The 25,627-nt window shown below is 72.6% G+C and carries 27 protein-coding genes; 9 read left to right on the top strand and 18 right to left on the bottom strand.

Going from position 1 to position 25,627, the window contains the following annotated elements; translation table 11 throughout:
* Nucleotides 1–10: 10 nt before the first annotated feature.
* A complete protein-coding gene (locus tag AB0N27_RS22595) occupies nt 11–265 on the bottom strand; it encodes a glutaredoxin family protein (protein WP_364373086.1) in 255 nt (84 codons plus the stop codon).
* Nucleotides 255–1,883: an AMP-binding protein gene (locus tag AB0N27_RS22590; RefSeq protein WP_364373083.1), complete on the bottom strand. Its 1,629-nt coding sequence runs from the start codon at nt 1,881–1,883 to the stop codon at nt 255–257. The genes AB0N27_RS22595 and AB0N27_RS22590 overlap by 11 nt, the downstream gene beginning before the upstream one ends.
* A 574-nt stretch (nt 1,884–2,457) precedes the next feature.
* On the opposite strand from AB0N27_RS22590, the gene AB0N27_RS22585 reads away from it, so the two are divergent.
* The 3 genes from AB0N27_RS22585 to AB0N27_RS22575 all read left to right on the top strand — a co-directional run bounded on the left by AB0N27_RS22585 (nt 2,458) and on the right by AB0N27_RS22575 (nt 5,577).
* Nucleotides 2,458–3,414, top strand: a complete 957-nt coding sequence (locus tag AB0N27_RS22585; protein WP_364373080.1) for an ECF subfamily RNA polymerase sigma factor, BldN family — start codon at nt 2,458–2,460, stop codon at nt 3,412–3,414.
* A gap of 288 nt (nt 3,415–3,702) precedes the next feature.
* Nucleotides 3,703–4,581 (top strand): DUF5667 domain-containing protein, encoded by an 879-nt coding sequence (locus tag AB0N27_RS22580; RefSeq protein ID WP_364373077.1) that lies wholly within the window; start codon nt 3,703–3,705, stop codon nt 4,579–4,581.
* Nucleotides 4,582–4,701: 120 nt separating this feature from the next.
* Entirely contained in the window at nt 4,702–5,577 is an 876-nt protein-coding gene (locus AB0N27_RS22575) for an HAD-IB family hydrolase (RefSeq protein WP_364373074.1), read from the top strand.
* Between the two features lie 9 nt (nt 5,578–5,586).
* Here the strand turns inward: AB0N27_RS22575 and AB0N27_RS22570 are convergent, their stop codons facing one another.
* From AB0N27_RS22570 to AB0N27_RS22525, 10 genes are all read right to left on the bottom strand, one after another.
* Nucleotides 5,587–6,396: a lysophospholipid acyltransferase family protein gene (locus AB0N27_RS22570; protein ID WP_244296021.1), complete on the bottom strand. Its 810-nt coding sequence runs from the start codon at nt 6,394–6,396 to the stop codon at nt 5,587–5,589.
* A 326-nt stretch (nt 6,397–6,722) separates the two neighbouring features.
* Nucleotides 6,723–7,799, bottom strand: coding sequence for an NAD-dependent epimerase/dehydratase family protein (locus AB0N27_RS22565; protein ID WP_364373071.1), 1,077 nt, complete (start codon nt 7,797–7,799; stop codon nt 6,723–6,725).
* A gap of 161 nt (nt 7,800–7,960) precedes the next feature.
* Entirely contained in the window at nt 7,961–8,062 is a 102-nt protein-coding gene (locus AB0N27_RS22560; RefSeq protein ID WP_007465623.1) for an AURKAIP1/COX24 domain-containing protein, read from the bottom strand.
* Between the two features lie 214 nt (nt 8,063–8,276).
* Nucleotides 8,277–8,486: a helix-turn-helix domain-containing protein gene (locus AB0N27_RS22555; protein WP_007465625.1), complete on the bottom strand. Its 210-nt coding sequence runs from the start codon at nt 8,484–8,486 to the stop codon at nt 8,277–8,279.
* A gap of 202 nt (nt 8,487–8,688) precedes the next feature.
* Nucleotides 8,689–9,873, bottom strand: a complete 1,185-nt coding sequence (locus AB0N27_RS22550) for an ABC transporter permease (RefSeq protein ID WP_364373067.1) — start codon at nt 9,871–9,873, stop codon at nt 8,689–8,691.
* Nucleotides 9,870–10,787 (bottom strand): ABC transporter ATP-binding protein, encoded by a 918-nt coding sequence (locus tag AB0N27_RS22545; RefSeq protein WP_364373064.1) that lies wholly within the window; start codon nt 10,785–10,787, stop codon nt 9,870–9,872. Before AB0N27_RS22545 ends, AB0N27_RS22550 begins: the two co-directional genes overlap by 4 nt.
* Nucleotides 10,784–12,178 (bottom strand): efflux RND transporter periplasmic adaptor subunit, encoded by a 1,395-nt coding sequence (locus tag AB0N27_RS22540; RefSeq protein WP_364373390.1) that lies wholly within the window; start codon nt 12,176–12,178, stop codon nt 10,784–10,786. Before AB0N27_RS22540 ends, AB0N27_RS22545 begins: the two co-directional genes overlap by 4 nt.
* Complete coding sequence (locus tag AB0N27_RS22535) at nt 12,175–13,464, bottom strand: hypothetical protein (protein WP_364373061.1); 1,290 nt, start codon at nt 13,462–13,464, stop codon at nt 12,175–12,177. Before AB0N27_RS22535 ends, AB0N27_RS22540 begins: the two co-directional genes overlap by 4 nt.
* A gap of 54 nt (nt 13,465–13,518) precedes the next feature.
* Complete coding sequence (locus tag AB0N27_RS22530; RefSeq protein ID WP_364373058.1) at nt 13,519–14,319, bottom strand: alpha/beta hydrolase; 801 nt, start codon at nt 14,317–14,319, stop codon at nt 13,519–13,521.
* Nucleotides 14,320–14,328: 9 nt separating this feature from the next.
* Nucleotides 14,329–15,249 (bottom strand): proline dehydrogenase family protein, encoded by a 921-nt coding sequence (locus tag AB0N27_RS22525; RefSeq protein WP_364373055.1) that lies wholly within the window; start codon nt 15,247–15,249, stop codon nt 14,329–14,331.
* On the opposite strand from AB0N27_RS22525, the gene AB0N27_RS22520 reads away from it, so the two are divergent.
* Genes AB0N27_RS22520 through AB0N27_RS22510 form a run of 3 tightly spaced genes read left to right on the top strand, consistent with a single transcriptional unit; the run spans nt 15,248 to nt 17,403 of the window.
* Entirely contained in the window at nt 15,248–15,628 is a 381-nt protein-coding gene (locus AB0N27_RS22520) for a hypothetical protein (protein WP_364373052.1), read from the top strand. The two genes, AB0N27_RS22525 and AB0N27_RS22520, sit on opposite strands and share 2 nt — an antisense overlap.
* A gap of 1 nt (nt 15,629) precedes the next feature.
* Nucleotides 15,630–16,796, top strand: coding sequence for a glutathionylspermidine synthase family protein (locus AB0N27_RS22515; RefSeq protein ID WP_364373049.1), 1,167 nt, complete (start codon nt 15,630–15,632; stop codon nt 16,794–16,796).
* A 19-nt stretch (nt 16,797–16,815) separates the two neighbouring features.
* On the top strand, nt 16,816–17,403 hold the full coding sequence (locus AB0N27_RS22510; RefSeq protein ID WP_364373046.1) for a CGNR zinc finger domain-containing protein: 588 nt from the start codon (nt 16,816–16,818) through the stop codon (nt 17,401–17,403).
* Nucleotides 17,404–17,430: 27 nt separating this feature from the next.
* On the opposite strand, the gene AB0N27_RS22505 is transcribed toward AB0N27_RS22510, so the two are convergent.
* Both AB0N27_RS22505 and AB0N27_RS22500 read right to left on the bottom strand, forming a co-directional pair.
* Nucleotides 17,431–18,237, bottom strand: a complete 807-nt coding sequence (locus AB0N27_RS22505) for a sugar phosphate isomerase/epimerase (RefSeq protein WP_364373044.1) — start codon at nt 18,235–18,237, stop codon at nt 17,431–17,433.
* A gap of 27 nt (nt 18,238–18,264) precedes the next feature.
* Entirely contained in the window at nt 18,265–19,209 is a 945-nt protein-coding gene (locus AB0N27_RS22500; RefSeq protein ID WP_364373041.1) for a Ppx/GppA phosphatase family protein, read from the bottom strand.
* 80 nt (nt 19,210–19,289) lie between these two features.
* Between AB0N27_RS22500 and AB0N27_RS22495 the strand changes: the two genes are divergently transcribed.
* On the top strand, nt 19,290–20,087 hold the full coding sequence (locus AB0N27_RS22495) for a hypothetical protein (protein ID WP_364373387.1): 798 nt from the start codon (nt 19,290–19,292) through the stop codon (nt 20,085–20,087).
* Here AB0N27_RS22495 and AB0N27_RS22490 read toward each other — a convergent pair.
* Complete coding sequence (locus AB0N27_RS22490) at nt 20,084–20,677, bottom strand: TetR/AcrR family transcriptional regulator (protein WP_364373038.1); 594 nt, start codon at nt 20,675–20,677, stop codon at nt 20,084–20,086. The two genes, AB0N27_RS22495 and AB0N27_RS22490, sit on opposite strands and share 4 nt — an antisense overlap.
* A 548-nt stretch (nt 20,678–21,225) precedes the next feature.
* On the opposite strand from AB0N27_RS22490, the gene AB0N27_RS22485 reads away from it, so the two are divergent.
* On the top strand, nt 21,226–21,879 hold the full coding sequence (locus AB0N27_RS22485) for an NAD(P)-binding domain-containing protein (RefSeq protein ID WP_364373035.1): 654 nt from the start codon (nt 21,226–21,228) through the stop codon (nt 21,877–21,879).
* 61 nt (nt 21,880–21,940) lie between these two features.
* Here the strand turns inward: AB0N27_RS22485 and AB0N27_RS22480 are convergent, their stop codons facing one another.
* Nucleotides 21,941–22,624, bottom strand: a complete 684-nt coding sequence (locus tag AB0N27_RS22480) for a response regulator transcription factor (protein ID WP_364373032.1) — start codon at nt 22,622–22,624, stop codon at nt 21,941–21,943.
* A 24-nt stretch (nt 22,625–22,648) separates the two neighbouring features.
* Complete coding sequence (locus AB0N27_RS22475; RefSeq protein ID WP_364373029.1) at nt 22,649–23,875, bottom strand: ATP-binding protein; 1,227 nt, start codon at nt 23,873–23,875, stop codon at nt 22,649–22,651.
* A gap of 203 nt (nt 23,876–24,078) precedes the next feature.
* On the opposite strand from AB0N27_RS22475, the gene phoU reads away from it, so the two are divergent.
* On the top strand, nt 24,079–24,732 hold the full coding sequence (gene phoU, locus AB0N27_RS22470; RefSeq protein ID WP_364373026.1) for a phosphate signaling complex protein PhoU: 654 nt from the start codon (nt 24,079–24,081) through the stop codon (nt 24,730–24,732).
* A gap of 47 nt (nt 24,733–24,779) precedes the next feature.
* Here the strand turns inward: phoU and AB0N27_RS22465 are convergent, their stop codons facing one another.
* Nucleotides 24,780–25,547 (bottom strand): phosphoglyceromutase, encoded by a 768-nt coding sequence (locus AB0N27_RS22465; RefSeq protein WP_364373023.1) that lies wholly within the window; start codon nt 25,545–25,547, stop codon nt 24,780–24,782.
* Between the last annotated feature and the right edge of the window lie 80 nt (nt 25,548–25,627).

The raw sequence follows: 25,627 nt of genomic DNA, 5'->3' as shown, positions 1-25,627 counted from the left end.
TAGGCAGCGCTCAGAGTTGCGGCGTGGTCAGGTCCCGCAGCAAGCGTTCCTCCTCGACCCGCCAGTAGCCGTGCTCCTTGCCGTCGAGCATCACCACGGGCAGCCGGTCGCCGTACTCGCGCTCCAGCTCCACGTCGTCGGACACGTCCCACTCGACCCACTTGTCGCCGGTGACCGCCACCACGCGGTCGAGGGCCGCCTTGGCGTCGTCGCACAGGTGGCAACCGGGCCGGGTGATCAGGGCGAGCCGGGCGTCAGTGGCCATCGGTTACCTCCGTGCGGGTGTCGGCGGATGGGGGCGGGCCGGCCGGCGTCGCCGACCGGAGCTGGATCTTGCGTACCTTGCCGATCGCCGAGTGGGGCAGGGCGTCGACGAACTCGACGGCGGTCGGGCACTTGAACCGGGCCAGGTTGCGCGCGCAGTGGGCGAGCAGCTCCTCGCCTGTCACCGGCCGTCCCTGCGCCGGCACCACGTACGCCCGAACAGTCTCGCCGGTCCGTGGGTGCGGCACACCCAGTACCGCCGACTCGGCCACCCCGGGGTGCCCGGCGAGCACCAGCTCGACCTCGTGCGGATAGACGTTGAACCCGTTGACCAGGATCAGTTCGCCGAGCCGGTCGACGAGGAACAGATCGCCGTCCTCGTCGGCGTACGCGACGTCGCCGGTGCCCCACCAGCCGGCGGCGTTCGGGCCGTCCCGTCCGTCCGGCCAGTAGCCGGTGAACAGGTTGGGGCCGGCCACCACGATCTGACCCGGGTCGGTGCCCGGCGTCACGTCGGAGATGTCCAGCTCATCCGGGTCGTCGTCGGGGACTGCCACGCCGTCGCGCCACAGGTCGGCGCCGTCCGGGTCGACGAGGCGCAGCCGTACGCCGGGCAGCGGCCGGCCGATCGAGCCGGCCTTGGCGACCCCGCCGACCAGGGTGGAGGTGAGCACCGGCGCGGTCTCGGTGAGGCCGTACCCGATGTGCACGACATGGCCGGTGGTCTCGGTGAAGCGCGCCGCGACGGCGGGATCCAGGGGCGCCGCGCCACAGACCGCGACCCGCACGGAGGCGGTGGCCGCGCGGGCGGTGGCGGTGTCGGCCCAGGTCAGGAACATCGACGGTACGCCTACCAGCACGCTGACCCGGTGCCGGGCGATCTCGTCGAGCCCGGCGGTCGGCCCCGGTTCGTCGAGCAGCACACCTGTCGCGCCATGGTGGACGACCGCGCCGAGCCCCGAGTTGAGCCCGTACGCGTGGAACAGCGGCAGCGCCAGCAGAACGGTGTCCGTCGGACCGACGACCGGCGGGTCGATCCGGTCGACCTGCTCGTGGTTGGCCAGTAGCGCCCGGTGCGGGAGCATCGCTCCCTTGGGGTGCCCCTCGGTGCCCGAGGTGTAGAGAAGGACGGCCAGGTCGTCGCCGCCCCGGCGCGGGCGCGGAGCGGGCCCGTCGGCGGCCGATTGCGGCGGTGCGCCGTACACGGCGGTGAGCGCGGGCAGTTCGGCGGACACCTCGGCGACCTGGGCCCGTACGCGGTCGGTGCCGATCAACACCGACGTGGCGGAGTCGGCAAGCACGTGCCGCAGTTCCGGGGCGGTGAGGCCGGGGTTGACCGGCACGGCGACCAGGCCGGCGCGCAGGGCGCCGAGCAGGCCGATCACGAAGTCGGGGGTGTTGGGCAGCGCGATCGCGACGCGGGGCGGCGTGTCGCCGGGGGCGGTGTGCGGCGCGACGGCGGTCAGGCCACGCGCGGCGGCGTCGACCGCGGCGTCCAGGTCGGACCAGGTGATGCTCTGCTCGCGCCAGTGCAGCGCGGGCCGGTCACCGTGGTCGAGAGCCGCCCGGTGGACCCGGTCGGCGAGGTTCGGCGCGGGGTTCTCCGCTGCGTCCTGCACGGTGGTCGAGTCTGGCACAGCGGACGGCGACAGGCCACGCCCGACGGAGGGGGCCGGCACGCCCCGCAAGTCCCGTCGGGGGGACTGGCCACTGTGCCACCGGCGGACCGGCCGGGTCCTGCCGATGGGACGGGTGACGCCGTCGTACGACGGCTCGGCCGGCGTACGACGACCATCGGACGCGGCGGGGCGACCGAACGGACAACGGACCCCGACCAGGGGATCCATCCTGGATCACCGCGCCGGAGGAAAGTCAATCGCACACGACGGACAACCGGTCCGGCACCGGTGCGACGGAGCGGGAAATACTTCCGCCCTGTGTAACGGACTTGCCACGCGCGGGTGACGTTGGCCCTATCATCACTCGGGTCGGCTCACCCCATTTGCCGTGAGTCGACACCCCTCAGCCCGAGGAGGCCCCCGTGCCTGTGAGCGCATTGGACCAGCACCTCAAGGGGTACTGCCGCCCGTCGGCACACCCCGGAACCGTCCTGCCCGACCGCAAGCCCGGTCGGTCGACCCCGACGACCCGCAGACCGGCCCGTCCGGCGACCACCGGGACGGGGGCGACACGGTGACCACCTTCGGTTACGCGGAACGCCCGGTCGGCGTGACCGGTCAGCCGACCCGCTCCCCGGTCAACGAGCGGCCGGCGGTCCGCGCTCCCGTGGACGACTCGCACGGCAACGCCGCGCGGGGCGATGGCGCGGCGCAACGGACCCGCAGCCGGCCCCACCACAACGAGCCACCGCCACGGCCGGCGGTGCCGGGCGGCAATGCGAAGCCGGCCGGCGGTCGGGTCGTCGTACCCGCCCGGCCGACCATGCCGACGCAGGGTCGTCGGATGGGCGACACGCCGACGGCGACCACCGATCCGGCGGCCGGTGAGACGGCGGTGATTCCGGCGGTGCCGGCCAGCACCGCCACCACGCCGACCGGCTTCCCGAGCCGGCCGGACCCGTCCGACCCCGCCACCGAGGTATGGACGCTCATCGAGCGGGCCCAGGCCGGCGAGTCCGAGGCGTTCGGTCTGATCTACGACAGGTACGTGGACACCGTGTTCCGGTTCGTCTACTTCCGGGTCGGCAACCGGCAGCTCGCCGAGGACCTCACCTCGGACACGTTCCTGCGTGCGCTCAAGCGGATCGGCAGCTTCACCTGGCAGGGCCGCGACCTGGGCGCCTGGCTGGTGACCATCGCCCGCAACCTGGTGGCGGACCACTTCAAGTCCGGCAGGTACCGGCTGGAGGTCACCACAGGCGACGTTCTCGACGCCGACCGGGAGGACCGGGGCCCGGAGGGCAGCCCGGAGGCGGCGGTTGTCGAGCACATCACGAACGTCGCGTTGCTGACCGCCGTGAAGCAGTTGAATCCTGAGCAGCAGGAGTGCATCGTGCTCCGGTTCCTCCAGGGGTTCTCGGTGGCCGAGACGGCCCGTGCCATGGGCAAGAACGAGGGCGCCATCAAGGCTCTCCAGTACCGGGCCGTCCGGGCGCTCGCCCGACTCCTCCCCGACGGCTTCCAGCCGTAGCCCGCGTCGGCGGGACCGATGGATGTCGATCGACATCCGCGCAGCTCAGGGTCGGTCCCGCCAGGTGATGACAATCACTTTCTGTGATTTTCGCTCCGCCAGGCCCGTAACCCGTGCCCGGTCCGCCGCGTTTCTCCGGGTGCGACCGGTGGTTGCCCGGCAGGCCCGGGTCTCCGAGGTCCGACCGGCACGCCGGCGGCACCTCACCTCCGTGGTGTCACATTGCCGCCCGGTCGCTGGCAACGACGGCGGCCGACCGGCCGTGACCAGCGAGAGGAGGTGCCTGCGGTGGACAACACCCTCTTCTCCCGCCGGCGCGCCGAGCGCTTCGCGCAGCTTCTCGACGAGGCCAACGGCGCCCGGCGGCACCACGTCCGGTCCCGGGTGGACGGTCAGCTCGCGCCGCTCGTCGCGGTGGGCCAACGGCTCAGCGTCGACCCCCCGGCGGTCGAGGTGGACCCCGAGTTCCGCACCGGCCTGCGAGCGATGCTGCTCGCCACTGCCGAGCGGGACGGGTTGGGCAACGCCCCGGCGGCCAGCGAGACGGTCACCGCGCGTCCCGCCGCCACCGCCCGGGGGCCGCTGCTCCCGGCGGCCACCGCGCGACGGGCCCGTGCCCGCGCTGCGATCCTGGTCGGCGTCGCCGCCGGGGCCATCGCCGTCTCCGGCATTTCCGCCGCCAGCGAGGACGCGGTCCCCGGCGACGCCCTGTACGGGATGAAGCGCTCGACCGAACGGGCCCAGCTCGCCCTGGCCAGCTCGGACATCAGCCGCGGCCAGCTCTTCCTGGACTTCGCCCGCACCCGGCTCGGTGAGGCCGCCAAGCTCCGCGGCGACCGGATCGGCTACAGCACCGTCCTCGACGACATGGACGCCGACACCCGGCAGGGTGTCCGTCTGCTGACCTCGGCGGCCGTGCAACGAGCCGAGTCCGGCAGCCTGGACACCGTCAACACCTTCGTCACCGGTCAGCGCCGGGCGGTGTCGAACCTGCTCGACGGGGCCAACCGGGCCGACCGGGAGCGGACCCGCCAGTCGCTGGCGCTGCTGGACAGCATCCGGGAGCGCTCGGACGCCCTGCGCGCCTCGATCGCCTGCGGGCTGCCGGCCCCGGCGGGCAGCGACGCCCTCGGCCCCGCCCCCACCGCCTGCCCCGGCACCCGCTGACCCCTATACCCCAGGTCAGACCGGCTCCGCCGCAGTTCGTCGCGTGCCCAGCCGGTCAACCAGGCGGGCCGGCTACCCTCGCTGGAGGCATCTGCCGTACCGGGTGAGGAAGGGAGTCGCGTGGCGCGCAGCCGCAAGGTGACGGTCAGTACCGACGCCCACGGTCACACCGCCGGCTGGGCGGAGACCGACCTGGCGCCGGTGACGCCACCCGTACCGGACCCGAGCGCCGCGGCCTTCTTCGACGTGGACAACACGATGATGCAGGGCGCCTCGATTTACTGGTTCGCCCGGGGGCTGGCAGCCCGCAACTACTTCACGACCGCCGACCTGGCCCGGTTCGCCTGGCAGCAGCTCCGGTTCCGGGTGCTGGCCCGGGAGCACGCGGGCGACATGTCGGTGGCCAAGGAGGCCGCGTTGGCCTTCGTGCAGGACTGGCGGGTGGACGACGTGGAACGCCTGTCGGAGGAGATCTTCGACGAGCTGATGGCTCCCCGGATCTGGGCCGGCACCCGGCGACTGGCCCAGGGGCACCTGGACGCCGGTCAGCGGGTCTGGCTGGTGAGCGCCGCTCCGGTGGAGATCGGCCGGGTCATCGCCACCCGGCTCGGCCTCACCGGTGCGATCGGCACGGTGGCCGAGGTGGTCGACGGGGCGTACACCGGACGGTTGGTGGGTGACCTGATGCACGGGCCGGCGAAGGCCGAGGCGGTCACCCAGCTCGCGGCCGTGGAGGGGCTGGACCTGACCCGCTGCGCGGCCTACAGCGACTCGGCGAACGACCTGCCGCTGCTGTCGGCCGTGGGTCGGGCGGTGGCCGTGAACCCGGACGGCACGCTGCTGCGGCAGGCCCGGAAGCACGGCTGGGAGGTACGGGACTTCCGCACCGGCCGCCGAGCGGTCAAGATCGCCGTACCGTCGACGGCGGCTGCCGGGCTGGTCGCCGGCGCGGTCACGGCCGGGCTGGCGATGCAGCGCCGTCGCCGCGCCGACTGACTGCCGCGCTCAGGGGCCGAACGGGTCGGGGCGTCGCTCCAGCAGCGTGTGCAGGGTCTGCTGGATCGTCTCGCGGACCTGGTCGGCGAGATTGAACACCACAAGCGGGTCGTCCGCCGAGTCGGTCAGGTGGGCGGTGGGGATCGGCGGGCAGAACTCGATGAGCCACTTGCTGGGCAGCGGCACCATGCCCAGCGGCCCGAGCCACGGGAAGGTGGGCGTGACCGGGAAGTACGGGAGCTTGAGCAGCCGCGCGAGGGGCTTGAGGTCGGCGAGCATGGGATAGATCTCCTCGCCGCCGACGATGGCGACAGGCACGATCGGGGTGCCGGTGCGCAGCGCCGCCGAGACGAAACCGCCACGGCCGAACCGTTGCAGCTTGTACCGGTCGGCGTAGAGCTTCCCGATGCCCTTGAAGCCCTCAGGGAACACGCCGACCAGCTCACCGCCGCCGAGCAGCCGTTCCGCGTCCGGGTTGCACGCCACAGTGCCGCCGGTCTTGCGGGCGATCTCCGAAACGACTGGCATCCGGAACACCAGGTCGGCACCGAGCAGCCGCAGGTAGCGGTGCGCGGGGTGCTTGTCGTGCAGCGCCGCCGAGAGGATCAACGCGTCCAACGCCACAGTGCCCGAGTGGTTGCCGACCACCAGGGCGGGCCCGTCGACGGGCACATGCTCCACGCCCGTGACCTCGGTGCGGAACCAGTCCCGGTAGAGCAGGCGCAGCAACGGGTGGAAGACCGCGTCGGTCAGATCGGGGTCGAAGCCGAATTCGTCCACCTCGTAGTCGCCGGAGAGTCGCCGACGCAGGAACGCCAGGCCGTTGGCGACCCGACGGTCCCACTGGTCACCCGGCCGGTCCGGGACGGCCGGCCGGGTGCCGCCGGGCCTCCCGCCGGTGGCCGGCTCGCCACCCGTGGCCGCCGGCTCGTCGGTGGCCGGGTCGCCACCCGCCGGCTCGTCGGTGGCCGCGGTGTCGACCTCGTCGGCCGGCTTCGGGGTCGGGGTCGGGGCGACCTGGGCCGCCGGTCGGTGTCCGTTGCGCCGCGCCGGCTCCGCGTCCGGCGCGGGCACCCCCTGCGGTACGTCGAACCGGCCGATCCCCTGCGGCTCCTGCCCCGGCCCGGTCACGCTGCCACCCTCGCTCACGACGACCGCTCCCGCACCGCGTCACGGACCTGACGGATGCCGTCCAGGACGAGCTGCTCGGCGGTGGCCAACTGTCCCCGGGTGACCACCACCCCGCCGTGGTGGGCGCGGATGAAGTCGTCGAACGCGGCGGCGGTGGAGCGGGGCGTGAAGCCGTACTCCTGCTCCAACCGGGTCGTGTCGACGACGCGGCCGTGCACGAAGAGGTCGACCTGGTCCAGACCGTACCTGCCGAAACCCATGTTGCGGGCCAGCGCGGCGGCGCCCGAGAGCCCCGGCTCCAGCACCGGTACGGCCACCCGACCGGCCCGCCGGATCGCCTGGGACAGCGACAACACGCCCGGACCGGCCACGTTGTACGTGCCGGGGTGGTCCTCCACGATCGACCGGTGCAGCACCTCCAACGCGTCGTCGAAGTGCAGGAACTGCAGGCGCGGGTCGCGGCCGAAGACGGTGGGCACGAACGGCTGCGAGAAGTAGCGGGTCAACGTGGTGTCGGCGGTCGAGCCGATGAACGGGGCGAACCGCAGCACCGTCGCCGTGACGTCGGGCCGGCGGCGGCGGAAGCCGCGAACGTACCCCTCGACGTCCAGGATGTCGCGGCCGAAGCCGCCGCGCGGCACCTCACGCGGCTCGGTCTCCTCGGTGAACACGGCCGGGTCCCGGAACGACACCCCGTACGCGGCGGTGGAGGAGCGGACCACGAGCTTGCGCAGCCGGGGTGCCCGTTGACAGGCGGCGAGCAGCTGCATCGTGCCGATGACGTTCTGGTCCTTCATGCCCGACCGGCCGCCGAGCTGCGGATCGGGGGCGCTGACCAGCGCGAGGTGCACCACCGCGTCGACGTCCAGGTCGGCGAGGATTCCGCCGAGCGAGCCGGCGTCGACGCGGATCCGTTCGACCCGGTCCAGCAGGTCGGTGAACTCGGCGCCGGCATCCGGGGCGTCCACCCCGATGACCCGCTCGATCCGTGGGTCGGCTGCCAGGCGGGCCGCCACGTGGGCACCCAGGTAGCGGCTCACCCCGGTGACGACGACGACCCCCGGAGCACCTGAGGTGCTACCGGGGGTCATCTGACGCACCTACGCCGGCAGGAGAGATCGAGCCGGGACGACCACGGCCTGATCACCTGAGCCTCCGGAGGTCGACAGTTTGGCAAGTGACGCCGGACGCCGGGCCGCCGGAACTCCGGCGCAGCATGTGCCGCCGGCCTGTCCGCCCAGCCCGGCGGCGATCACTTGCCGAGACGGCGACGCTGGACGCGGGTCTTGCGCAGCAGCTTGCGGTGCTTCTTCTTAGCCATGCGCTTACGGCGCTTCTTGACCACCGAGCCCATACGACAGCCTTTCGATACAACGTGCGGGGCGGACCGGATGACACCACGCAGGTGGCGACGGTGACCGCTTGCGGACAACGGACCGGACCAGTCTGGGCGGCAGGGAGCACCGGTGGGGTCTCGGTCGGGCTCCAGGGTAGCTGGAGAGCGTCAGCAGGACCAACGCGCCCCCGTCGATGCCGCTCACGTCGCACTCGATCGGCGCGCCGCTGGCTCAGGCGGTCTCCTGAAAGGCGCCCCGAAGATATTCGTGGACCGCGTGCTCGGGCACCCGGAAGGACCGGCCGACCCGGACGGCGGTGAGCTCACCGCTGTGCACGAGGCGATAGACGGTCATCTTCGACACCCGCATGACCGTTGCCACCTCGGCGACGGTCAGGAACTTGACCTCCGACAGCCGTCCGTCGGACTGTGACCCGGCCATGGCTCACCGACCCATCCCATGCCCGGCGCGTGCCAACCCGACGGATGCTCCGGGCCGGGCGGCGACGCGCGTGTTACCAGTACGGTAGCGGGGCCGCTGTGACCGGCGCGATCCCTTCGTACAACTGATCATGTTTTGGTCGCCTGTTCACCCGATCCGGACTGCCGTTATCTCCCCCACCGCGCCCGTCGTCCGGTTGGGGTCACTCGGCGCGCAGCGCGACCACCGGGTCGAGCCGGCCGGCGCGCTGCGCGGGGACCACCCCGAAGACGATGCCCACGGCCGCCGACACGCCGAAGGCGAGCGCCAGCGACCACCAGGTGATCGCCGCCGGGATCGGCGACAGCGCGTCCACCAGCAGCGCGGTGCCGACTCCCAACGCCATCCCGGTCAGCCCGCCGATCGTGGTGAGCAGCACGGCCTCCAGCAGGAACTGCACGCCGATGTCCTTGGGGCGGGCGCCGACGGCCTTGCGCAGCCCGATCTCCCGGGTGCGTTCCCGGACGCTCACCAGCATGATGTTCGAGACGCCGACCCCACCGACGAGCAGTGAGATGCCGGCGATGGCCGCGAGCACCCCGGTGAGGACACCGAGGATGTCGCCGAGCACCCCGAGGATCTGCTGCTGGGTGACCGCGCTGAACTCGGTGTCCGGGTGCCGCCGGTTCAGTTCGGCGACGATCCGCTCGCCCAGCTCGTCGATCCGCTCCCGGTCCGGCGCCTTCACGGCGATGCCGTCGACCCGTTGGGTGCCCCAGAGCCGCTGCGCGGCGGTCACCGGGACGTGCACCTCGTCGTCGCGGTCGACGCCGAGGCTCTGCCCCAGCGGCGCGAAGACGCCGATGACGCGGAACCGCACCCCGGCCAGCGTCACCTGCTGGCCCAGCGGATCCCGGTCCGGGAACAGGGCGCGGGCCACCGAGTCGCCGAGCACCGCCACCCGCCGGCTGGTGTCCACGTCCGTGCCGGTGAGGTAGCGCCCCCGGGCCAGCGAGCGGGTGAACACCGCGGGGGTGGTCTCCAGGACGCCCTGCACGGTGGTGAAGTCGGAACGGGCGCCGGCGCGGGCGGTCGCCCCCGAGGCGACGGTGACCGCCACCCGCTCGGGATCGCCGACCACGCGGGTCACCGCGTCCACGTCCTTGAGGGTCAACGGTGAGACGACAGGCGCGGTGCCCACCTCGATCTTGCCGGGGACGACGAGCAGCAGGTTGGAGCCGAGCCCCTCGACCTGCTGCTCCACCTTCTGTTTGGTGCCGGTGCCGATGGCCACCAGCAGCACCACCGAAGCCACCCCGATGATCACGCCGAGCATGGTGAGGGCGCTACGGAGGCGATTGGCCCGCAGCGCGTCCAGGGCCACCCGCCACGCCTCGGCGACCCTCACGCCGCACCGCCCTCGGGTTCGCCCCGACCGGCCTCACGCGTGTCGGCTCCGGCGTGACTCGGGCCGGGCTCGCGCGGAAGGCGCCCGGTGGCTCCGGCGGCGCCACCGGAGCCACCGGACGGGTGCCCCGGGCCGCTTCCGGAAACGGACCGGGGCTCCGCGCTGGGAGCGGGCACCAGTGTCTCAGGTCGACCGTGATCGACGGGCAGCGGCCGATCATGAGCGGCGCTGTCCGCCACGACCACGCCGTCGCGCATCGTGATCCGCCGCTGAGCGCGGGCCGCCACCTCCTGGTCGTGGGTGACCATCACCAACGCGACCCCGGACTCGGCGTTCAGGCGTTCCAACAGTTCCAGCACGGCGGCCCCGGTGACGCTGTCCAGGTTGCCGGTGGGCTCGTCGGCCAGCAGCACCGTCGGCTCGGTGACGAGCGCCCGGGCGATGGCCACCCGCTGCTGCTCGCCGCCGGACATCTGGTTGGGCCGGTGGTCGAGGCGGTGGCCGAGACCGACCCGGCCCAGCATCGCCGCCGCCCGCTCCCGACGCTGCCGGGCCGACACACCCCGGTAGACAAGCGGCAACGCCACGTTCTCCACAGCCGAGGTACGCGGCAGCAGGTGGAACGCCTGGAAGACGAACCCGATGGTCTCGTTGCGCAGGGTGGCCATCTCGGGCGGGGACAGGGCGTTGACGTCCCGGCCACCGATCACGAGCCGACCGCCGGTGGGCCGGTCCAGCCCACCCAGCAGGTGCATGAGTGTGGACTTGCCCGAGCCGGACGGCCCGACCAGCGCCACGTAGTCACCCGGCTGCACTGTCAACGACACCCCGCGCAGCGCCTCCACCGACACCCCGTCGAGCTGGTACGTCCGGGACACGTCCACCGCCTCGATGGCCGGTGGGGATCCGGTCACCGGACCTCCTGGCCGTCACGGACCTGGTCGGTGCCGCGCACCACGATCCGGTCGCCGGGCTGCACGCCGTTGAGGATCTGCACCAGATCGGACCCCTGGACGCCGACGGTCACCGGTGCCCGGCCCGCCCTGCCGTCGCGGACCACCCAGACCGCGTCGCGACCGTCGGCGGAGAACACCGCCGAGGCGGGGACGGTCACCGCGTCGGCGGCCTCGCGTACCCGCAGGTGCACGATCGCGTTCATGCCGGGGCGGGGCGCCGGGGCGGGCTCGTCCTCGGCCAGCTTCCCCGCGCCAAGCGTGAGGCGTACCCGGTAGGTGACCCCGCCCTGCGCGGAGCTTGTCGGAAGCACGTCGACCGACCGGACGGTGGCGTCGTAGCTGGCACCCGTGACGGCGTCCAACTCGACGGTGGCCGGTACGCCGGTGCGGACCAGCAGCACGTCCGTCTCGTCCACCTCGGCGAGCAGCCCCAACTGCCCGGTGTCCACCACGGTCAGCACCGGCGTGCCGGCGGTGACCTGACCGCCGACGGTTACCGCGTCGTCCACCCCGGCCGGCGGCCCACCCTGGCTGGGGGCCAGCACGGACGGGTCGATGCCCGCCCCACCGGCCTGCTCCAACAGCCCGGCCAGGCCTGCGTCCGCGGCACCGCCGGCACGGGTGCCGCCCGGCTGCACCACCCCGGCGATCGGGGCGCGCAGCGTCAACGCGTCGACAGTCGCCTTCGCCAGGTCGTACGCCTGCTGGGCCTGGAGCCGCTGGGCCGCGGAGAGCGCGCCGACCGCGGAACTCAGCCCGTTGATCCCCCGCTGCACCGCGCGGACCGCCTGGTCGGCGCTGCGCGCGGCGGCCGCGTACTGCCGCTGCGCCGACGTCACCTGGGTCAGCAGCGCGTCGCGCAACTGCGGGTCGGCGATCTTCTCGGCGGCCTTGCGGGCGGCGTCGAACGCCTCGTCGGCGGCCTTGTCGGTGCTGCGTCGGCTGCCGGTCAGGTCGCCGGTGGAGGCACCCCGGCCGGCGCGCTTCGCGGCGGTCAGCGCCTCCTTCGCCTGGCGCAGGCGCTGCTGAGCGGACGGCGAGTCGACCACCGCGAGGACCTGGCCGCGCCTCACCTGTTGTCCAGGCTGGACGCGCAGGCTGGACAGGGTGCCGTCGGCGGGAGCCGTCAGGGTGGCGGCGGCCCGGGCCGTCACCGTCGCCGGGGCGTCGATCACCTCGGTGACCGGGTTGCGGGCGGCGGACGCCAGCGCGAGGTCGGGATCGTCGTCGCCGCAGGACGCGGCGGTGGTGGCGGTGAGGACGACGACGGCGGTCAGGGCGACGAGCAGGCGGGAGCTGCGCACCAATCGATCGTACGGCTCGCCGTCACGGCGACCGGGAGCCGTCAGGAGGCGGTGGCGCGGATGGACGCCACGCACTCGTCGTGCAGCGTCGACCACTGCTCCCCGAACGCCTCCTCGGCTGCGGCGTCGAGGGTCCTGCGGTCGTGCACCACGGCCTTGAAGAAGGCGAGCAGCCGCTGCGGCCCGTACCTGTCGAGAAGGTGCCGCACGGCGAGGTAGCCGACCCCGTAGCTGCCGCCGACCCGCTCGGCGGACGCGTCATCGGCCGGGGTGACGCCGTCCAACTTGCCGTCCCAGCCGCCCTTGACCAGTTTGCGCACCTCGGCGAGGCCCTCGTACCTGTCGACGGGCTGACCGCCGGCGCCCGCGTACTCGGCAAGCCCCTCGACCAACCACCAGGTCAACTTGCCCGGGTAGCCGCGCGCCGGCAGGGACGCCGCGTGGGTCAGCTCGTGCCGGAGCAGGTCGTCGGTGCCGCTGCTGCTCAACCCGTCCGCGTTGAGGACCACCTCGTGGTGGCCACCGCCCACGGTGACCGCGTACCCGCCGGTCCACTGTGGGCGCCCGCCGCCGTACCAGCGCTGCCACTCGGCGCGGCCGGCGTAGAAGATCCGGTAGCGGTCCGGCCGGGTGCCGGTGACCACGTACCCGTCGGCGACCGTGGCCGCCGCCTCGGCCTGGGCGAGCAGGCCCGGCAGTTTGCCGCGCAGCGCCGGCGTGGTGGCGACGATGGTCCGCGCGCCTACCGCCACGGCCAGATCGCTGATCTCCCACGGCCGGGTGCCGGTCTCCGCCGACTTGGATTCCTCCATGGCGACGAGCAGCGGCCGGTCGCCGTTCTCGCGCCAGCGGGTGCCGATCAGCACCGGGCTGGGCTGGCAGCCCGGCGCCACAAAGCAGTACTGGAAGCGCACCAACTGCCGCCACTCGCCGGGCCTGCCGACGACAGGCGCGGGAAGGCCGCTCGGTTCGGCACGCCAGACGGTCACCTGGAGCGCGCGCAGCGCGGCGAAGCGGCGGCGCAGGTCGGGGTGCGCGGCCGGGTCGGCGATGGAGAGGTAACCGGCGCGGTCCCCGCCGAGCAGGGCCGTGGACTGCCGCTGAAGCTGGGCCGTCATCCGGTCGGACAGCCCACGGGCGACGGCTGTCGCCGGGTCGTCCGTCGCCGAGGCGCCGATCCGGCTGATCGTCGGTCGGCCCGCGGATTCGCGGATCACCCCGACGATCAGCAGTGCCGGCAGACCGCAGCCCAGGACCAGGACGATCACCAGAAACGCCGTCCACAGCGGCCACAGCCGCTGCGGTGCCGGGCGCTGCTCCCCGTCAATCACCCGCCGAAGGGTACGACCATCGCGCCGCTCGGGCGAGGCCGGCCCCGGCGGGCCCTAGCCATTGGTACACACCGCAAGGAAGGCGAGCAGCTCCTCGGCTGTCCGCTGTGGCTGGTCGGCGTGCGGATAGTGCCCGGCCTCCGCGATCATCCGGGCCTCGGCGACGCGGTAGAGCCGGCGGGCCGCCCGCGCCTCGGCGCCCGGGTCCGGGAAGTCGGGGTCCCGGGAGCCCATCAGCACCAGCACCGGTTGCCGCACCCGTGCGGCGCGGCTGGTCCAGTGCGGCCCGACCGGTGCGATCACCCCGCGCGTCGCAGCCAACCGGCCGGGCTCGCGCAGGGTGGCCACCATCGCCCGCCGGTACGCCGCGTCGTCGGCGGGCCGGTGCACCGGGAACAGCGTCCTGTGGAACATCCCGAACAGTCGCGGGCTGCGCAGCACGGCCCGCTGCGTCAGGCGCAGCAGCGGGTTCACCGCCGGCTGACCGACGAACGCGCCGATCTGCACGAGGCCGGAGACCAGTTCGGGCGCGTCGGTGGCGGCGAAGACCACCGCCGCGGCGCTGGACGAGCTGCCGACCAGCACTGCCGGGCCGGCGTCGAGGTCGCGGACCACGGCCAGCAGGTCGCCGCCGACCTCGGCCGGCGCGTACGAGGGCCAGCCGACGCTGGACTCCCCGTGCCCCCGCACGTCCACCGAGGCGACCCGGTGACCGGCGGCCACCAGCAGTGGCACGAGGTGCCGGAAACTCGCCCTGGTCTCCCCCATGCCGTGCGCGAGGACGACAAGCGGCCCGTCGCCGTGCACCTCGTACGCGATGTGCCCGCCGTCGCGCCGCACCCGGCCGGTCGTCACAGCCCCGGGCTACTTCTTGGAGACCAGGGCGCGGCCGAAGAACACCAGGTTGGCGGGACGCTCGGCGAGGCGGCGCATCAGGTAGCCGTACCACTGGTCGCCGTACGGGACGTAGGTGCGCACGGTGTAGCCCTCGCCGGCCAACCGGGCCTGCTCCTCCGGGCGGATGCCGTAGAGCATCTGGAACTCGAAGCGCTCCGGCCCCCTGTCGAACCAGCGCGCCCGGTCCTCACCGATGGCGATCATCCGCGGGTCGTGGGTCGCCAGCATCGGGTAGCCGTCGCCCGACATCAGGATGTTCATGCAGCGCACGTACGACCTGTCCACCTCGCGGGTCGACTGGTACGCCACCGACTCGGGCTCCTTGTAGGCGCCCTTGCACAGCCGGACCCGCGACCCGGCGTACGCCAGCTCCCGGCAGTCCGACTCGGTCCGCCGCAGGTACGCCTGGAGCACCGCGCCCGTCGACGGGAAGTCCTTGCGAAGCCGGCCCAGCACCTCGAGCGTCGAGTCGGTGGTGGTGTGGTCCTCCATGTCCAGGGTGACTGTGGTACCCGCCGCGTCGGCGGCCGCGCAGATCGCCCGCGCGTTGTCGTACGCCAACTCCTCGTCGAACATCTGGCCGAGGGCGGAGAGCTTCACGCTCACCTCGGCCGCCGGGGTGAGCCCCGCACCGGCGAGCATCTTGAGCAACCTCAGGTACTCGTCCCGGGTGGCGGTCGCCTGCTCGGGGGTGACGGTGTCCTCGCCGAGGTGGTCGAGGGTGACCGCGAGGCCGTCGTCGACGAGCACGCGGGTCGCGCGCAACGCGTCGTCGGTGGCGGCGCCGGCGACGAACCGGCGGACGACGTCCCGGCTGTACGGGGCGGTCGCGACGAGCCGCTCGACCTGGGATGACCGGGACGCGGCGAGGATGACGGAACGGAGCATGAGCCGAGCGTATCGCCCCTGCCAGGGGCTCCGCCGAGGGGCGGCCGGGCCGCTCGACGCGGGGGGCGGGGCGGCGGTGGTGGCGCCGATCGGCTACAACGATGCCGTGGACCAACGCCCCCGCCGCCGGCTCCGGTCGGCCTCCGTGCAGCTCGGCGCGCTCACCGCTCTCGCGCTCGCCCTCTCCGGCTGCAACATGACCTCGGACGACGACGATGACGACGACTGCGCTCTCGGGCCGGTAGGAGGCGGCGAAACCGTCGCGCTGGCGATGCGGGTGCCCGCCCCGGCCGCCGGTCGCGCCGCCCCGGAGCCGACCACCGCGGCCCTGCCCGATCGCGGCGGGTTCGGCACCCACCTCGCCTCCTGCGGGGGTTGAGGTGCGCCGCGAGACGGTCACGCCGCGCGAGGACTGGGACGCCACCATCAGGTCCCAGGGGCTCGTCTACGTCGACACCGAACTGCCCGACGGCGGCATCATGTCGTACTGGGACGAGACCGCCGCGTACGCCTTCGACCTGGACGAGGTGCTGCGGCTGGAGGAGGCCACCGAGGAGCTGCACCGGATGTCGGTGGCCGCCGCCGAGCACGTGGTGGCGCAGCGCCGGTACGCCGAGTTCGGCATCCCCGAGTGGGCGGCCGAGGCGGTGGCCCGGTCGCTGCGGGAGACGCCACCCACCCTCTACGGGCGCTTCGACCTGGCGTACGACGGCACCTGGCCCCCGAAGATGCTCGAGTACAACGCGGACACCCCCACCGCGCTCGTCGAGGCGAGCATCATCCAGTGGTACTGGCTGGAGCAGACCCGACCCGAGCTGGACCAGTGGAACAGCCTGCACGAGCGGCTGGTCGGCGCCTGGGCCAAGATCGGGGCCGGGTTGCACGACCCGCTGGTGCACGTGCTCTGGTCGAACGAGGAGGAGTCCGGCGAGGACCACATGACCGCCGGCTACCTCGCCGAGACCGCACGGCAGGCCGGCCTGAGCGCCGAGCTGCAACCCATCCAGGACATCGGCTGGGACGGCCGCCGCTTCGTCGACGCCGACGACCGCCCGGTGACCACCTGTTTCAAGCTCTACCCGTGGGAGTGGATGCTTGCCGAGCCGTACGGGCCGGCGGCGCTGGCCCCGGGCACCCCCACCACCTGGATCGAGCCGGCCTGGAAGCTGCTGCTGTCCAACAAGGCGCTGCTGGCCGTCCTCTGGGAGCTGTACCCCGGTCACGAGTACCTGCTGCCGGCGTACCTCGACTCGCCGCGCGGCATGACGGAGTACGTGGCCAAGCCGCTCCTGGGCCGGGAGGGCGGTTCGGTGCGCATCGTCACCGCCGATGAGGAGATCACCAACCCGGGCATCTACGGCGACGAGGGCTGGTGCTACCAGGAGTTCCGGGCGTTGCCGCAGTTCGACGGCAATCGGGTGGTGCTGGGCAGCTGGATCGTCGACGGCGAGTCGGCAGGGGTGGGGGTGCGCGAGAGCGCCAGTCTGATCACCGACGGCTACGCGCGGTTCCTGCCGCACTACATCGACGCGCCACGCACCCCGTGAGTCGTCTACCGTTGGGGGCGTGAACTTCGACGCGTACGCCCGGACCGGCGTTGACCTGGTCAACGCCCGCCTGGACGACCTCGACGACCTGCGGGCTCTCTTCCCCGACGAGAACGCCTGGATGCGCGACGAGGTCGCGGAACGGGACGTCACGATCTTCCGACGGGCCCAGAAGCGGCTGCGTGACGTCTTCGAGTACGGCACCTCGGGGCGTGACGCGCAGGCGGTGACCGAGCTGAACGCGCTGCTCGAGGCGTTCCCGGTCCAGCCGCGCATCTCCGGGCACGACTCCAGCGACTGGCACATGCACGTGACCAGCCGGGGTGCCTCGGTCAGCGCCGAGTACCTGGCGGGCGCGGTCTGGGGGCTGTCGGTCTGGCTCTGCGAGTACGGCAGTGCCCGGTTCGGGGTCTGCGCCGACGAGCGGTGCGGCAACGTCTACCTGGACACGTCGTCGAACTGCTGCCGGCGGTTCTGCTCCGAACGCTGCGCGACCCGGTCGCACGTGGCCGCGCACCGGGCCCGCAAGCGGGCCGCCGTGGGCGAGCAGGTGACTGTCGCCGCCCAGCCCACAAGCGGCGCCGACTCCCTCACCCCCGTCAGCTGACCCCACCGCCCGGTGGGTGACGGGCGGTCAGGCGTCGACCGGGGACGGCGCCGTCAGGTGCTGGCGGGCGAACTCCAGTGCGGCGCGCAGGTCCGCTTCGCGCACCGCGCGGCTCTTCGCGCCCCGCGTCGCTACCTCCACCGCCACCGACCCGGTGAAGCCCCGCCCGGCCAGCGAGGAGAGCAGCTCGCCGCAGGGCTGGGTGCCGCGCCCGGGCACCAGGTGCTCGTCGCGGCCCTCGCCGGTGCCGTCGCCGAGGTGCACGTGCGCCAACCCGGCGCCCATCCGGTCGGCCATGTCGAGGGGGTCGCTGTGCGACGCCGCGCAGTGCGACAGGTCAAGGGTGTACGACGGGTAGCCGGTGTCGGTCGGGTCCCAGCCGGGGACGTACGGGACGAACTGCCGGCCCGCCATCCGCACCGGGTACATGTTCTCCACGGCGAAGTGCAGCCCGGTGAACCGTTCCGCGACAGTGGCCAGACCCTCGGTGAAGTGCCGCGCGTAGTCGCGCTGCCAGGTGAACGGCGGATGCACCACGACCGTGGGCGCCCCCAGCGATTCGGCCAGCTCGGCGGCCCTGCGCAGCCGCTCCCACGGGTCCGGGCTCCACACCCGCTGGGTGACCAGCAGGCAGGGCGCGTGCACGGACAGCACAGGCACGCCGTAGTGCGCCGACAGGCCTCGTAGAGCGCCCGCGTCCTGGCTCACGACGTCCGTCCAGACCATCACCTCGACGCCGTCGTAGCCGAGCGCCGCGGCCAGTTGGAACGCCGCCGCGGTCGGCTCGGGGAAGACCGACGAGCTGGATAGGAGCACCGGAACGCGGGAAGTCACATCAGCCAGCGTAGCCCGGTGCCGCGATCAGATCGGTTCGAGTTGATCCAATCGGCGGAGGATGACGCCCTCGCGCAGCGCCCACGGGCAGATGTCGAGCGAGTCCAGATCCAGGCGGCGCATCACCGCCTCGGCGACCACGGCGCCGGCAAGCAACTGGTGGGCACGGCCCGCGCCGACCCCCTCCAACTCCATCAACTGGGCCGGCGGGATGTGCCTGATGAACCCGATGACCTGCCGCAACCCGGCCCGGGTCAGGCTGCGCCGCACCCAGAGCCCGGCCCCGGACGGCGCCGCCCCGGCCAGTCGGGCCAGGGTGCGGAAAGTCTTCGAGGTGGCCACCGCCCGGTCCCAACCCACCTCGGTCATCTGGTCGACGACCTTGTCCAGCCGGCCGTCCACGTACTCCCGCAGCTTGTCGACGGCCTCGGCGGACGGCGGCGTCGCGCTGTCCGGTGCGACCCGCAGCCGCTCCCGGGTCAGTCGCCCGGCGCCCAGCGGCAGCGAGACCGCGACGTCCGGGTCCTCGTCGATGCCGGCGGCGATCTCCAGCGAACCGCCGCCGATGTCCAGCACCAGCAGCCGACCGGCCGACCAGCCGAACCAGCGCCGCACGGCCAGGAAGGTCATCCGCGCCTCGTCCGCGCCGGAGAGCACCGCGAGACGTACGCCTGTCTCCTCCCGGACCCGGGCAAGCACGTCGGCGGCGTTCGTGGCGTCGCGCACCGCGGAGGTGGCGAACGCGATGAGGTCGTCGGCGTCCAGCCCGGTGGACGCCGTCTTGGCCATGCCCACGGCCTTGACCAGGCCGTCCGCGCCCGCCTCGGTCAACGCGCCGTCGGGGCCGATCTGCTCGGCCAGCCGGAGCACCACCTTCTCGGAGTGCGCGGGCCACGGGTGCGCGCCGTGGTGCGCGTCCACCACCAGCAGGTGCACCGTGTTGGATCCGACGTCGAGGACACCCAGTCGCATGGTGAAGACCCTAGGTGCAACTCGTTTGCGCGGCTCGGCGGCCCGCGGACGGCACCGCGCGTACGCTGGTCCGGGTGACGATGGAGCTCCGCGTGCTGGTGGACGATCCGGGCGACCCGCGCAGCCGAGAGGTGCCACTGGACTTTCCCCGGGAGTGGATCGAGTTCGCCGACCCGGCGGACGAGAGCCACCTGATCCGGGCCGACCTGACCTGGCTGCTGTCCCGCTGGACCTGCATCTTTGGTAGGGGCTGCCACGGCATCATCGCCGGCCGGTCCGCCGACGGCTGCTGTTCACACGGGGCGTTCTTCACCGACTCTGACGACGAGAAGCGGGTCCGCGGCGCCGTCCGGCGGCTCACCCCCGCGACCTGGCAGCACTTCCGACGTGGGTTCAAGAACTGGACCGACGAGGACACCATCGACGGCAAGACGCCGGCCCGCCGCACCGCCACCCAGGGCGCCGAGGGGCCGTGCGTGTTCCTCAACGACGCCGACTTCCCCGGCGGGGGCGGCTGCGCGCTGCACGCCCAGGCGCTCCGCGACGGGGTGCACCCGCTGGAGTACAAGCCGGACGTCTGCTGGCAGCTCCCGATCCGGCGGGATCAGGACTGGGTCAAGCGTCCGGACAACTCCAAGGTGCTGGTCTCCACCCTGTCGGAGTTCGACAGGCGCGGCTGGGGTGCCGGCGGGCACGACCTGGACTGGTGGTGCACCTCCTCGACGGACGCGCACGTGGGCACCGAGCCGATGTACCTGTCGTACGGGCCGGAGTTGACCGCGTTGATCGGCGCGGCGGCGTACGAGCGGCTGGCCGAGCTGTGCGCGGCCCGGGTGAGGCAGGGCATGGTTGCCCCGCACCCCGCCGACGGACTCTAGCCGACCCCCGGCGCACCGAGGGCGGCGTCGACCAGCGTGCGGGCGCTCTGCCGGGTGGCCTCGGCGATCGCCGGGTCGCCGTCCAGCACCCCGCTGGCGAGCCCGCCGTCGAGCAGCAGGGTGAGCTGCCGGGCGAGCAGTTCCGGATTGGCCGCGCCGGCCCTGCGTGCCAGCTCGGTCACCCAGGCCCTGACGACTGTCTTGTGCTCGACCGTCCGGGCGTGCACCGGGCCGCCGGCCGGTGACTCGGCGGCCGTGTTGATGAACGCACAGCCGTGGTACCCGTCGCGGCGACAGGCCCCGGTCAGGGCGTCGAACATCCCGACCAACTGGTCACGCGGGTCGTCGCCGGCCTCCCTGGCCGCCGCCCGTAGCGCGCCGAACCACGCCTGGTCGACCCGGTCGAGGTACGCCAACACGAGGTCGTCCTTGCGCGGAAAGTGCTTGTAGAGCGTCGCCTTTGCCACGCCCGACTCGGCGATGACCGTGTCCACCCCCACGCCGCGTGGCCCGTGCGCGTAGAACAGCCGGAACGCGGTGTCCAGGATCCGGTCCCGGGCCGAGCCTGCCGGCGTACGACGCTCGGGCATCGGCACCTCCCTCGCGGTGGCTGGTGGCAGGCATGATCTTACAGACAGCTCGGTCTACAGACAGCTCGGTCTACCGACAGATCGGTCTACAGACCGCTCGCCTGCGACCGCTCGTCGTGCCCGCCGCAGGGCCCGGGGCTCGGGATGACCGCGGCTCCTGTCGAGCTGCCCCAGATATGGGGCTGAGGCATGGCGGGCTGAGTCCACCGACACCGCACCGCACCATGCCACCGGCACCGCGCCGCGCCACCACATTGCACCGGCACCGGCATCGGCATCGGCATCGCACTGTGCCACCGGCAGGCACCGCGCCGCACCATCGGCACCGCACCGCACCGCACCGCACCGCACCGCACCGCGCGGCGGGGCGCGGCGGGGCGCGGCGGGGCGCGGCGCCGATCTGGCCGCCCCATTCGTGGGGCAGCTCGACAGGCGATGAAAGGTAGGTGCCCAGCCGCCTCCCGACGGGGCAGTAGCAGACAGACCTGTCTGTTAGCCTGCGGGCAATTGGCGCGAGGCCACCGCGCCCGAGTGGAGGATCGATCGACATGCGCATCGCAGTTTTCGGCACCGGCTCGGTGGGGCAGGCCATCGCGGCCCGCACGGCGGAGCTGGGCCACCAGGTCACCGTCGGCACCCGGGACGTTGCGGCCACCCGCGCCGGCGCGTACGCCGCCTGGGCCGCCGAGCATCCCGAGGTCGGCTTGGCGACGATGGCCGTGGCAACGGCCGACGCCGAGCTGGTCGTCAACGCCACAAGCGGCACCGGCTCCCTGCCGGCGCTCACCGCGGCGGGGGCGGCGAACCTGTCCGGCAAGGTCCTGCTCGACATCGCCAACCCGCTCGACTTCGGCGCGGGCTTCCCACCCAGTCTGACGGTGGACGACACCGACTCCCTGGCCGAGCGGATCCAGCGGGAGTTCCCGCAGGCCAAGGTCGTCAAGGCACTCAACACGCTCACCGCCGAGCTGATGGTGCGCCCGCGCCAGCTCGCCGACGGCGACCACAGCGTCTTCGTCTCCGGCGACGACGCGGAGGCGAAGCGGACCGTCACCGACCTGCTCGTCAGCTTCGGGCACACCGACGTGATCGACCTCGGTGACCTCTCCACCGCCCGGGGAACCGAGATGCTGATGCCCCTCTGGCTGCGGCTCTACGGCCGGCTCGACACCGCCATCTTCAACCTCAAGGTCGTCCGCTGAGCGGACGCCGACAGCCCGAAGGGGGTCCACGCCTGGCGTGGACCCCCTTCGAGTCGGCCGATCACGGCTCGAACTTGTAGCCCAGCCCCCGGACGGTGACGATGAAGCGCGGCGCGGACGGCTCCGGTTCGATCTTCGAGCGGAGGCGCTTGACGTGCACGTCAAGCGTCTTGGTGTCACCGACGTAGTCGGCGCCCCAGACCCGGTCGATGAGCTGCCCACGGGTCAACACCCGGCCGGCGTTACGCAGCAGCAGCTCCAGCAGCTCGAACTCCTTCAGCGGCAACTGCACGGCGCCGCCCTCGACGGTCACCACGTGCCGTTCGATGTCCATCCGCACCGGTCCGGCGGCGAGCGTCGGAGCGCCGGCGTCGGTGACCTCCGGGCTCTGCCGGCGCAGCACCGCGCGGATCCGGGCGACCAGTTCCCGGGGCGAGTACGGCTTGGTGACGTAGTCGTCGGCGCCGATCTCCAACCCGACCACCTTGTCGATCTCGCTGTCCCGGGCGGTCACCATGATGATCGGCACGGCCGACCGCTGCCGGAGCTGCCGGCAGACCTCGGTCCCCGACATCTCGGGCAACATCAGGTCGAGCAACACGATGTCGGCGCCGGTCCGGTCGAACTCGGTGAGGGCATCGGTGCCGGTCGCAGCGACCGACACCTCGAAGCCCTCCTTACGGAGCATGTACGACAAGGCGTCGGAGAACGACTCCTCGTCCTCGACCACGAGAACGCGGCTCAACGGGGATTTCCTTTCCATGTGCTGTCAGACCTGCCGTAGCTCGGCCGGACCGGTCTCGATCCCAACCGGCGGCAGTGTCGCCAACAGGTCGTCCGGTGGACGTGCGGGCAACCGGAGGGTGAACGTCGATCCACCACCAAGAGTGCTCGACACCTCAACCCGTCCGCCATGGTTGCTCGCGATGTGTTTGACGATGGCCAGGCCGAGCCCGGTGCCGCCGGTGGAACGTGAGCGGGCCTGGTCGGCCCGGTAGAACCGTTCGAAGATCCGGTCCACGTCGGTAGGGGCGATACCGATGCCCTGGTCGGCGACCGCGATCTCGACATGCTCGTCACCCCCGCGCAGGGTGACCCGTACCGAGGTGTCCTCGGCCGAATAGTTGATGGCGTTCTCCACCAGGTTCGCCACGGCCGTGGCGAGCTGGGTGTCGCTGCCGTACACGGTGAGGCCACGCTCGCCGTCCACCGTCACCTCGACGCCCCGCGCGGAGGCCGTGGTGCGGGTCCGGTCGACCACCTCCGCGATCACCCAGTCCAGCGCGACAGGCTCCGCCGGCGGCTGCGGCTCGGCGCCCTGCAACCGGGTCAACTCCAGCAGCTCCTGCACCAGCCGGCCCAGCCGGGTCGACTCGTGCTGGATGCGCTCGGCGAACCGCCGGGCGGCGACCAGGTCCTCGGAGAGGTCGGGCGCCGCGGCCTCGGCCGGTTCGGTGGCGTCCAGCAACGCCTCGGCGAGCAGTTGGAGCGCGCCGATCGGGGTCTTGAGCTCGTGGCTCACGTTGGCCACGAAGTCACGTCGCACCCGAGCCAGCCTGTGTGACTCGGTCACGTCGACCGCCTCCACCGCGATGAAACCGTTGCCGATGCCTATCGCCCGCAGGTGCACGCCGAGCGGGTTCTCCCCCGCGCTGTCGCGGCCCCGGGGCAGGTCCAGCTCGATCTCGCGCCGCACGCCGGTGCGCCGCACCTGGCCGGCGAGGGTACGGATCAACGGGTGCGCGGCGATCGTGCCCGGGGTGCCGCCGGCACGCAGCAGACCCATCGCGCGGGCGGCCGGGTTGATCAGCACGGGTACGTCGTCGTTGTCCAGCACCACGACACCGGCCCGGAGCGAGTCGATCGTCCGGCGGCCGAGCCCGGCCTGCTGCTCGTCGGCTATCGCGGGCCTCCCCAGAATCCGGGGCAGCATGAATCCGACGGCCAACCCGGCCGCCAACGCCACGGCCACCACGACCGCCACCGCCCACTCCACCCGGCGATCGTAGGGTCATTGTTAACCTGGCTACCACACAGAACGGGACGAACCACCCGCACTTCGAGGAATGTTCACCCCCGCGTCTGGCGTCGTTCACCGTGGTTCATCCGGGGTCCGTCCGCGCCACCTACCGTTGGCGTCGCACCTGCTCAACACAGCGCCGGCACCCCGTCGGCGGCGACCGACCACAGGACGTGATGATGCGCGACGAGTTCCGGGCCGACCTCCAGATCGTCAGCCAACTGCTGGTGGACATGGCGGAGGGTGTCCGCGCCGCCATGCGCCAGGCCACCCGGGCCCTGCTCACCGCCGACCGGCAGGCCGCCGAGACGGTCATCGAGCGGGACGCCGAGATCGACGACCTCTACCGACACGTCGAGGAGCGGGTCTGCGACCTGCTCGCCCGTCAGGCGCCGGTGGCGTCCGACCTGCGGGCGATGATCACCGCGTTGCACGTCGCCGCCGACCTGGAGCGGATGGGTGACCTCGCCGACCACGTGGCGAAGACGGCGCTGCGCAGGCACCCGTCGCCCGCCGTGCCGGCGGAGCTGCGCACCGTCTTCACCGAGATGTCCGACATCGCCGACCGGATGGCGGCGAAGATCGGTTCGGTGCTGGCGAAGCCCGACGTCGACCTCGCAGGTGAACTGGACCGCGACGACGACGCCATGGACGAGCTGCACAAGAGCCTGTTCTCGGTGCTGCTCGGCGACGACTGGCCGTACGGGGTGGAGACCGCGATCGACGCCACCCTGCTCGGCCGCTTCTACGAGCGCTTCGCCGACCACGCGGTGAACGCCGGCGAGCACGTGATCTTCCTGATCACGGGGGAGAACAAGCCGGCAGGCAACTGACCCGACGAAAAAGGGGCCCCGAGGTGCGGGGCCCCTTTCTCGTGCTGTCAGCGGCCCTGGTTGGCGACCGCGGCGGCGGCTTCCTTAGCCGCCGTCGGGTCCAGGTACGTGCCGCCCAAGCTGAGCGGACGCAGGTGCGGGTCGAGGTCGTAGCGCAGCGGAATGCCGGTGGGGATGTTCAGCTTGGCGATCGCCTCGTCGGAGATCTGGTCGAGGTGCTTGACCAGGGCGCGCAGCGAGTTGCCATGTGCGGCCACCAGCACCGTCCGGCCGGCCAGGATGTCCGGCACGATCGAGTCGTACCAGTAGGGCAGCATCCGCTCGACGACGTCCTTGAGGCACTCGGTACGCGGCATCAGCTCGGTCGGCAGCAGCGCGTACCGCGGGTCGCCGACCTGCGACCACTCGTCGTTGTCGTCGATCGGCGGAGGCGGCGTGTCGTACGACCGGCGCCAGAGCATGAACTGCTCCTCGCCGTACTCGTCAAGGGTCTGCTTCTTGTTCTTGCCCTGCAGGGCGCCGTAGTGCCGTTCGTTGAGCCGCCACGACCGACGTACCGCGATCCAGTGCCGGTCGGCGGCGTTCAGCGCCAGCTCGGCGGTGCGGATCGCCCGGCGCATCACGCTCGTGTGCACGACGTCCGGCAGCAGGTTGTGCTCGCGCAGCAGCTCGCCGCCGCGCCGCGCCTCGCCCTCGCCCTTCTCGGTCAGGTCGACGTCGACCCAGCCGGTGAAGAGGTTCTTGGCGTTCCAGTCACTCTCGCCGTGCCGCAGCAGGACCAGCGTCCCGATGGTGGGCCCCTCGCTCGCAGTCATGCGGATCATCCTGCCTCAACCCGGTACGGGACACGCGGGCACCCGTCGTGACGACCACCACGTGAAAAAGCGGGTGACCT

Source organism: Micromonospora sp. NPDC093244 (genome assembly GCF_040683695.1).
In the GTDB taxonomy this organism is placed as follows: domain Bacteria; phylum Actinomycetota; class Actinomycetes; order Mycobacteriales; family Micromonosporaceae; genus Micromonospora.
The sequence above is the reverse complement of the archived record's forward strand: the minus strand, read 5'-3'. Positions and strand labels throughout refer to the sequence as shown.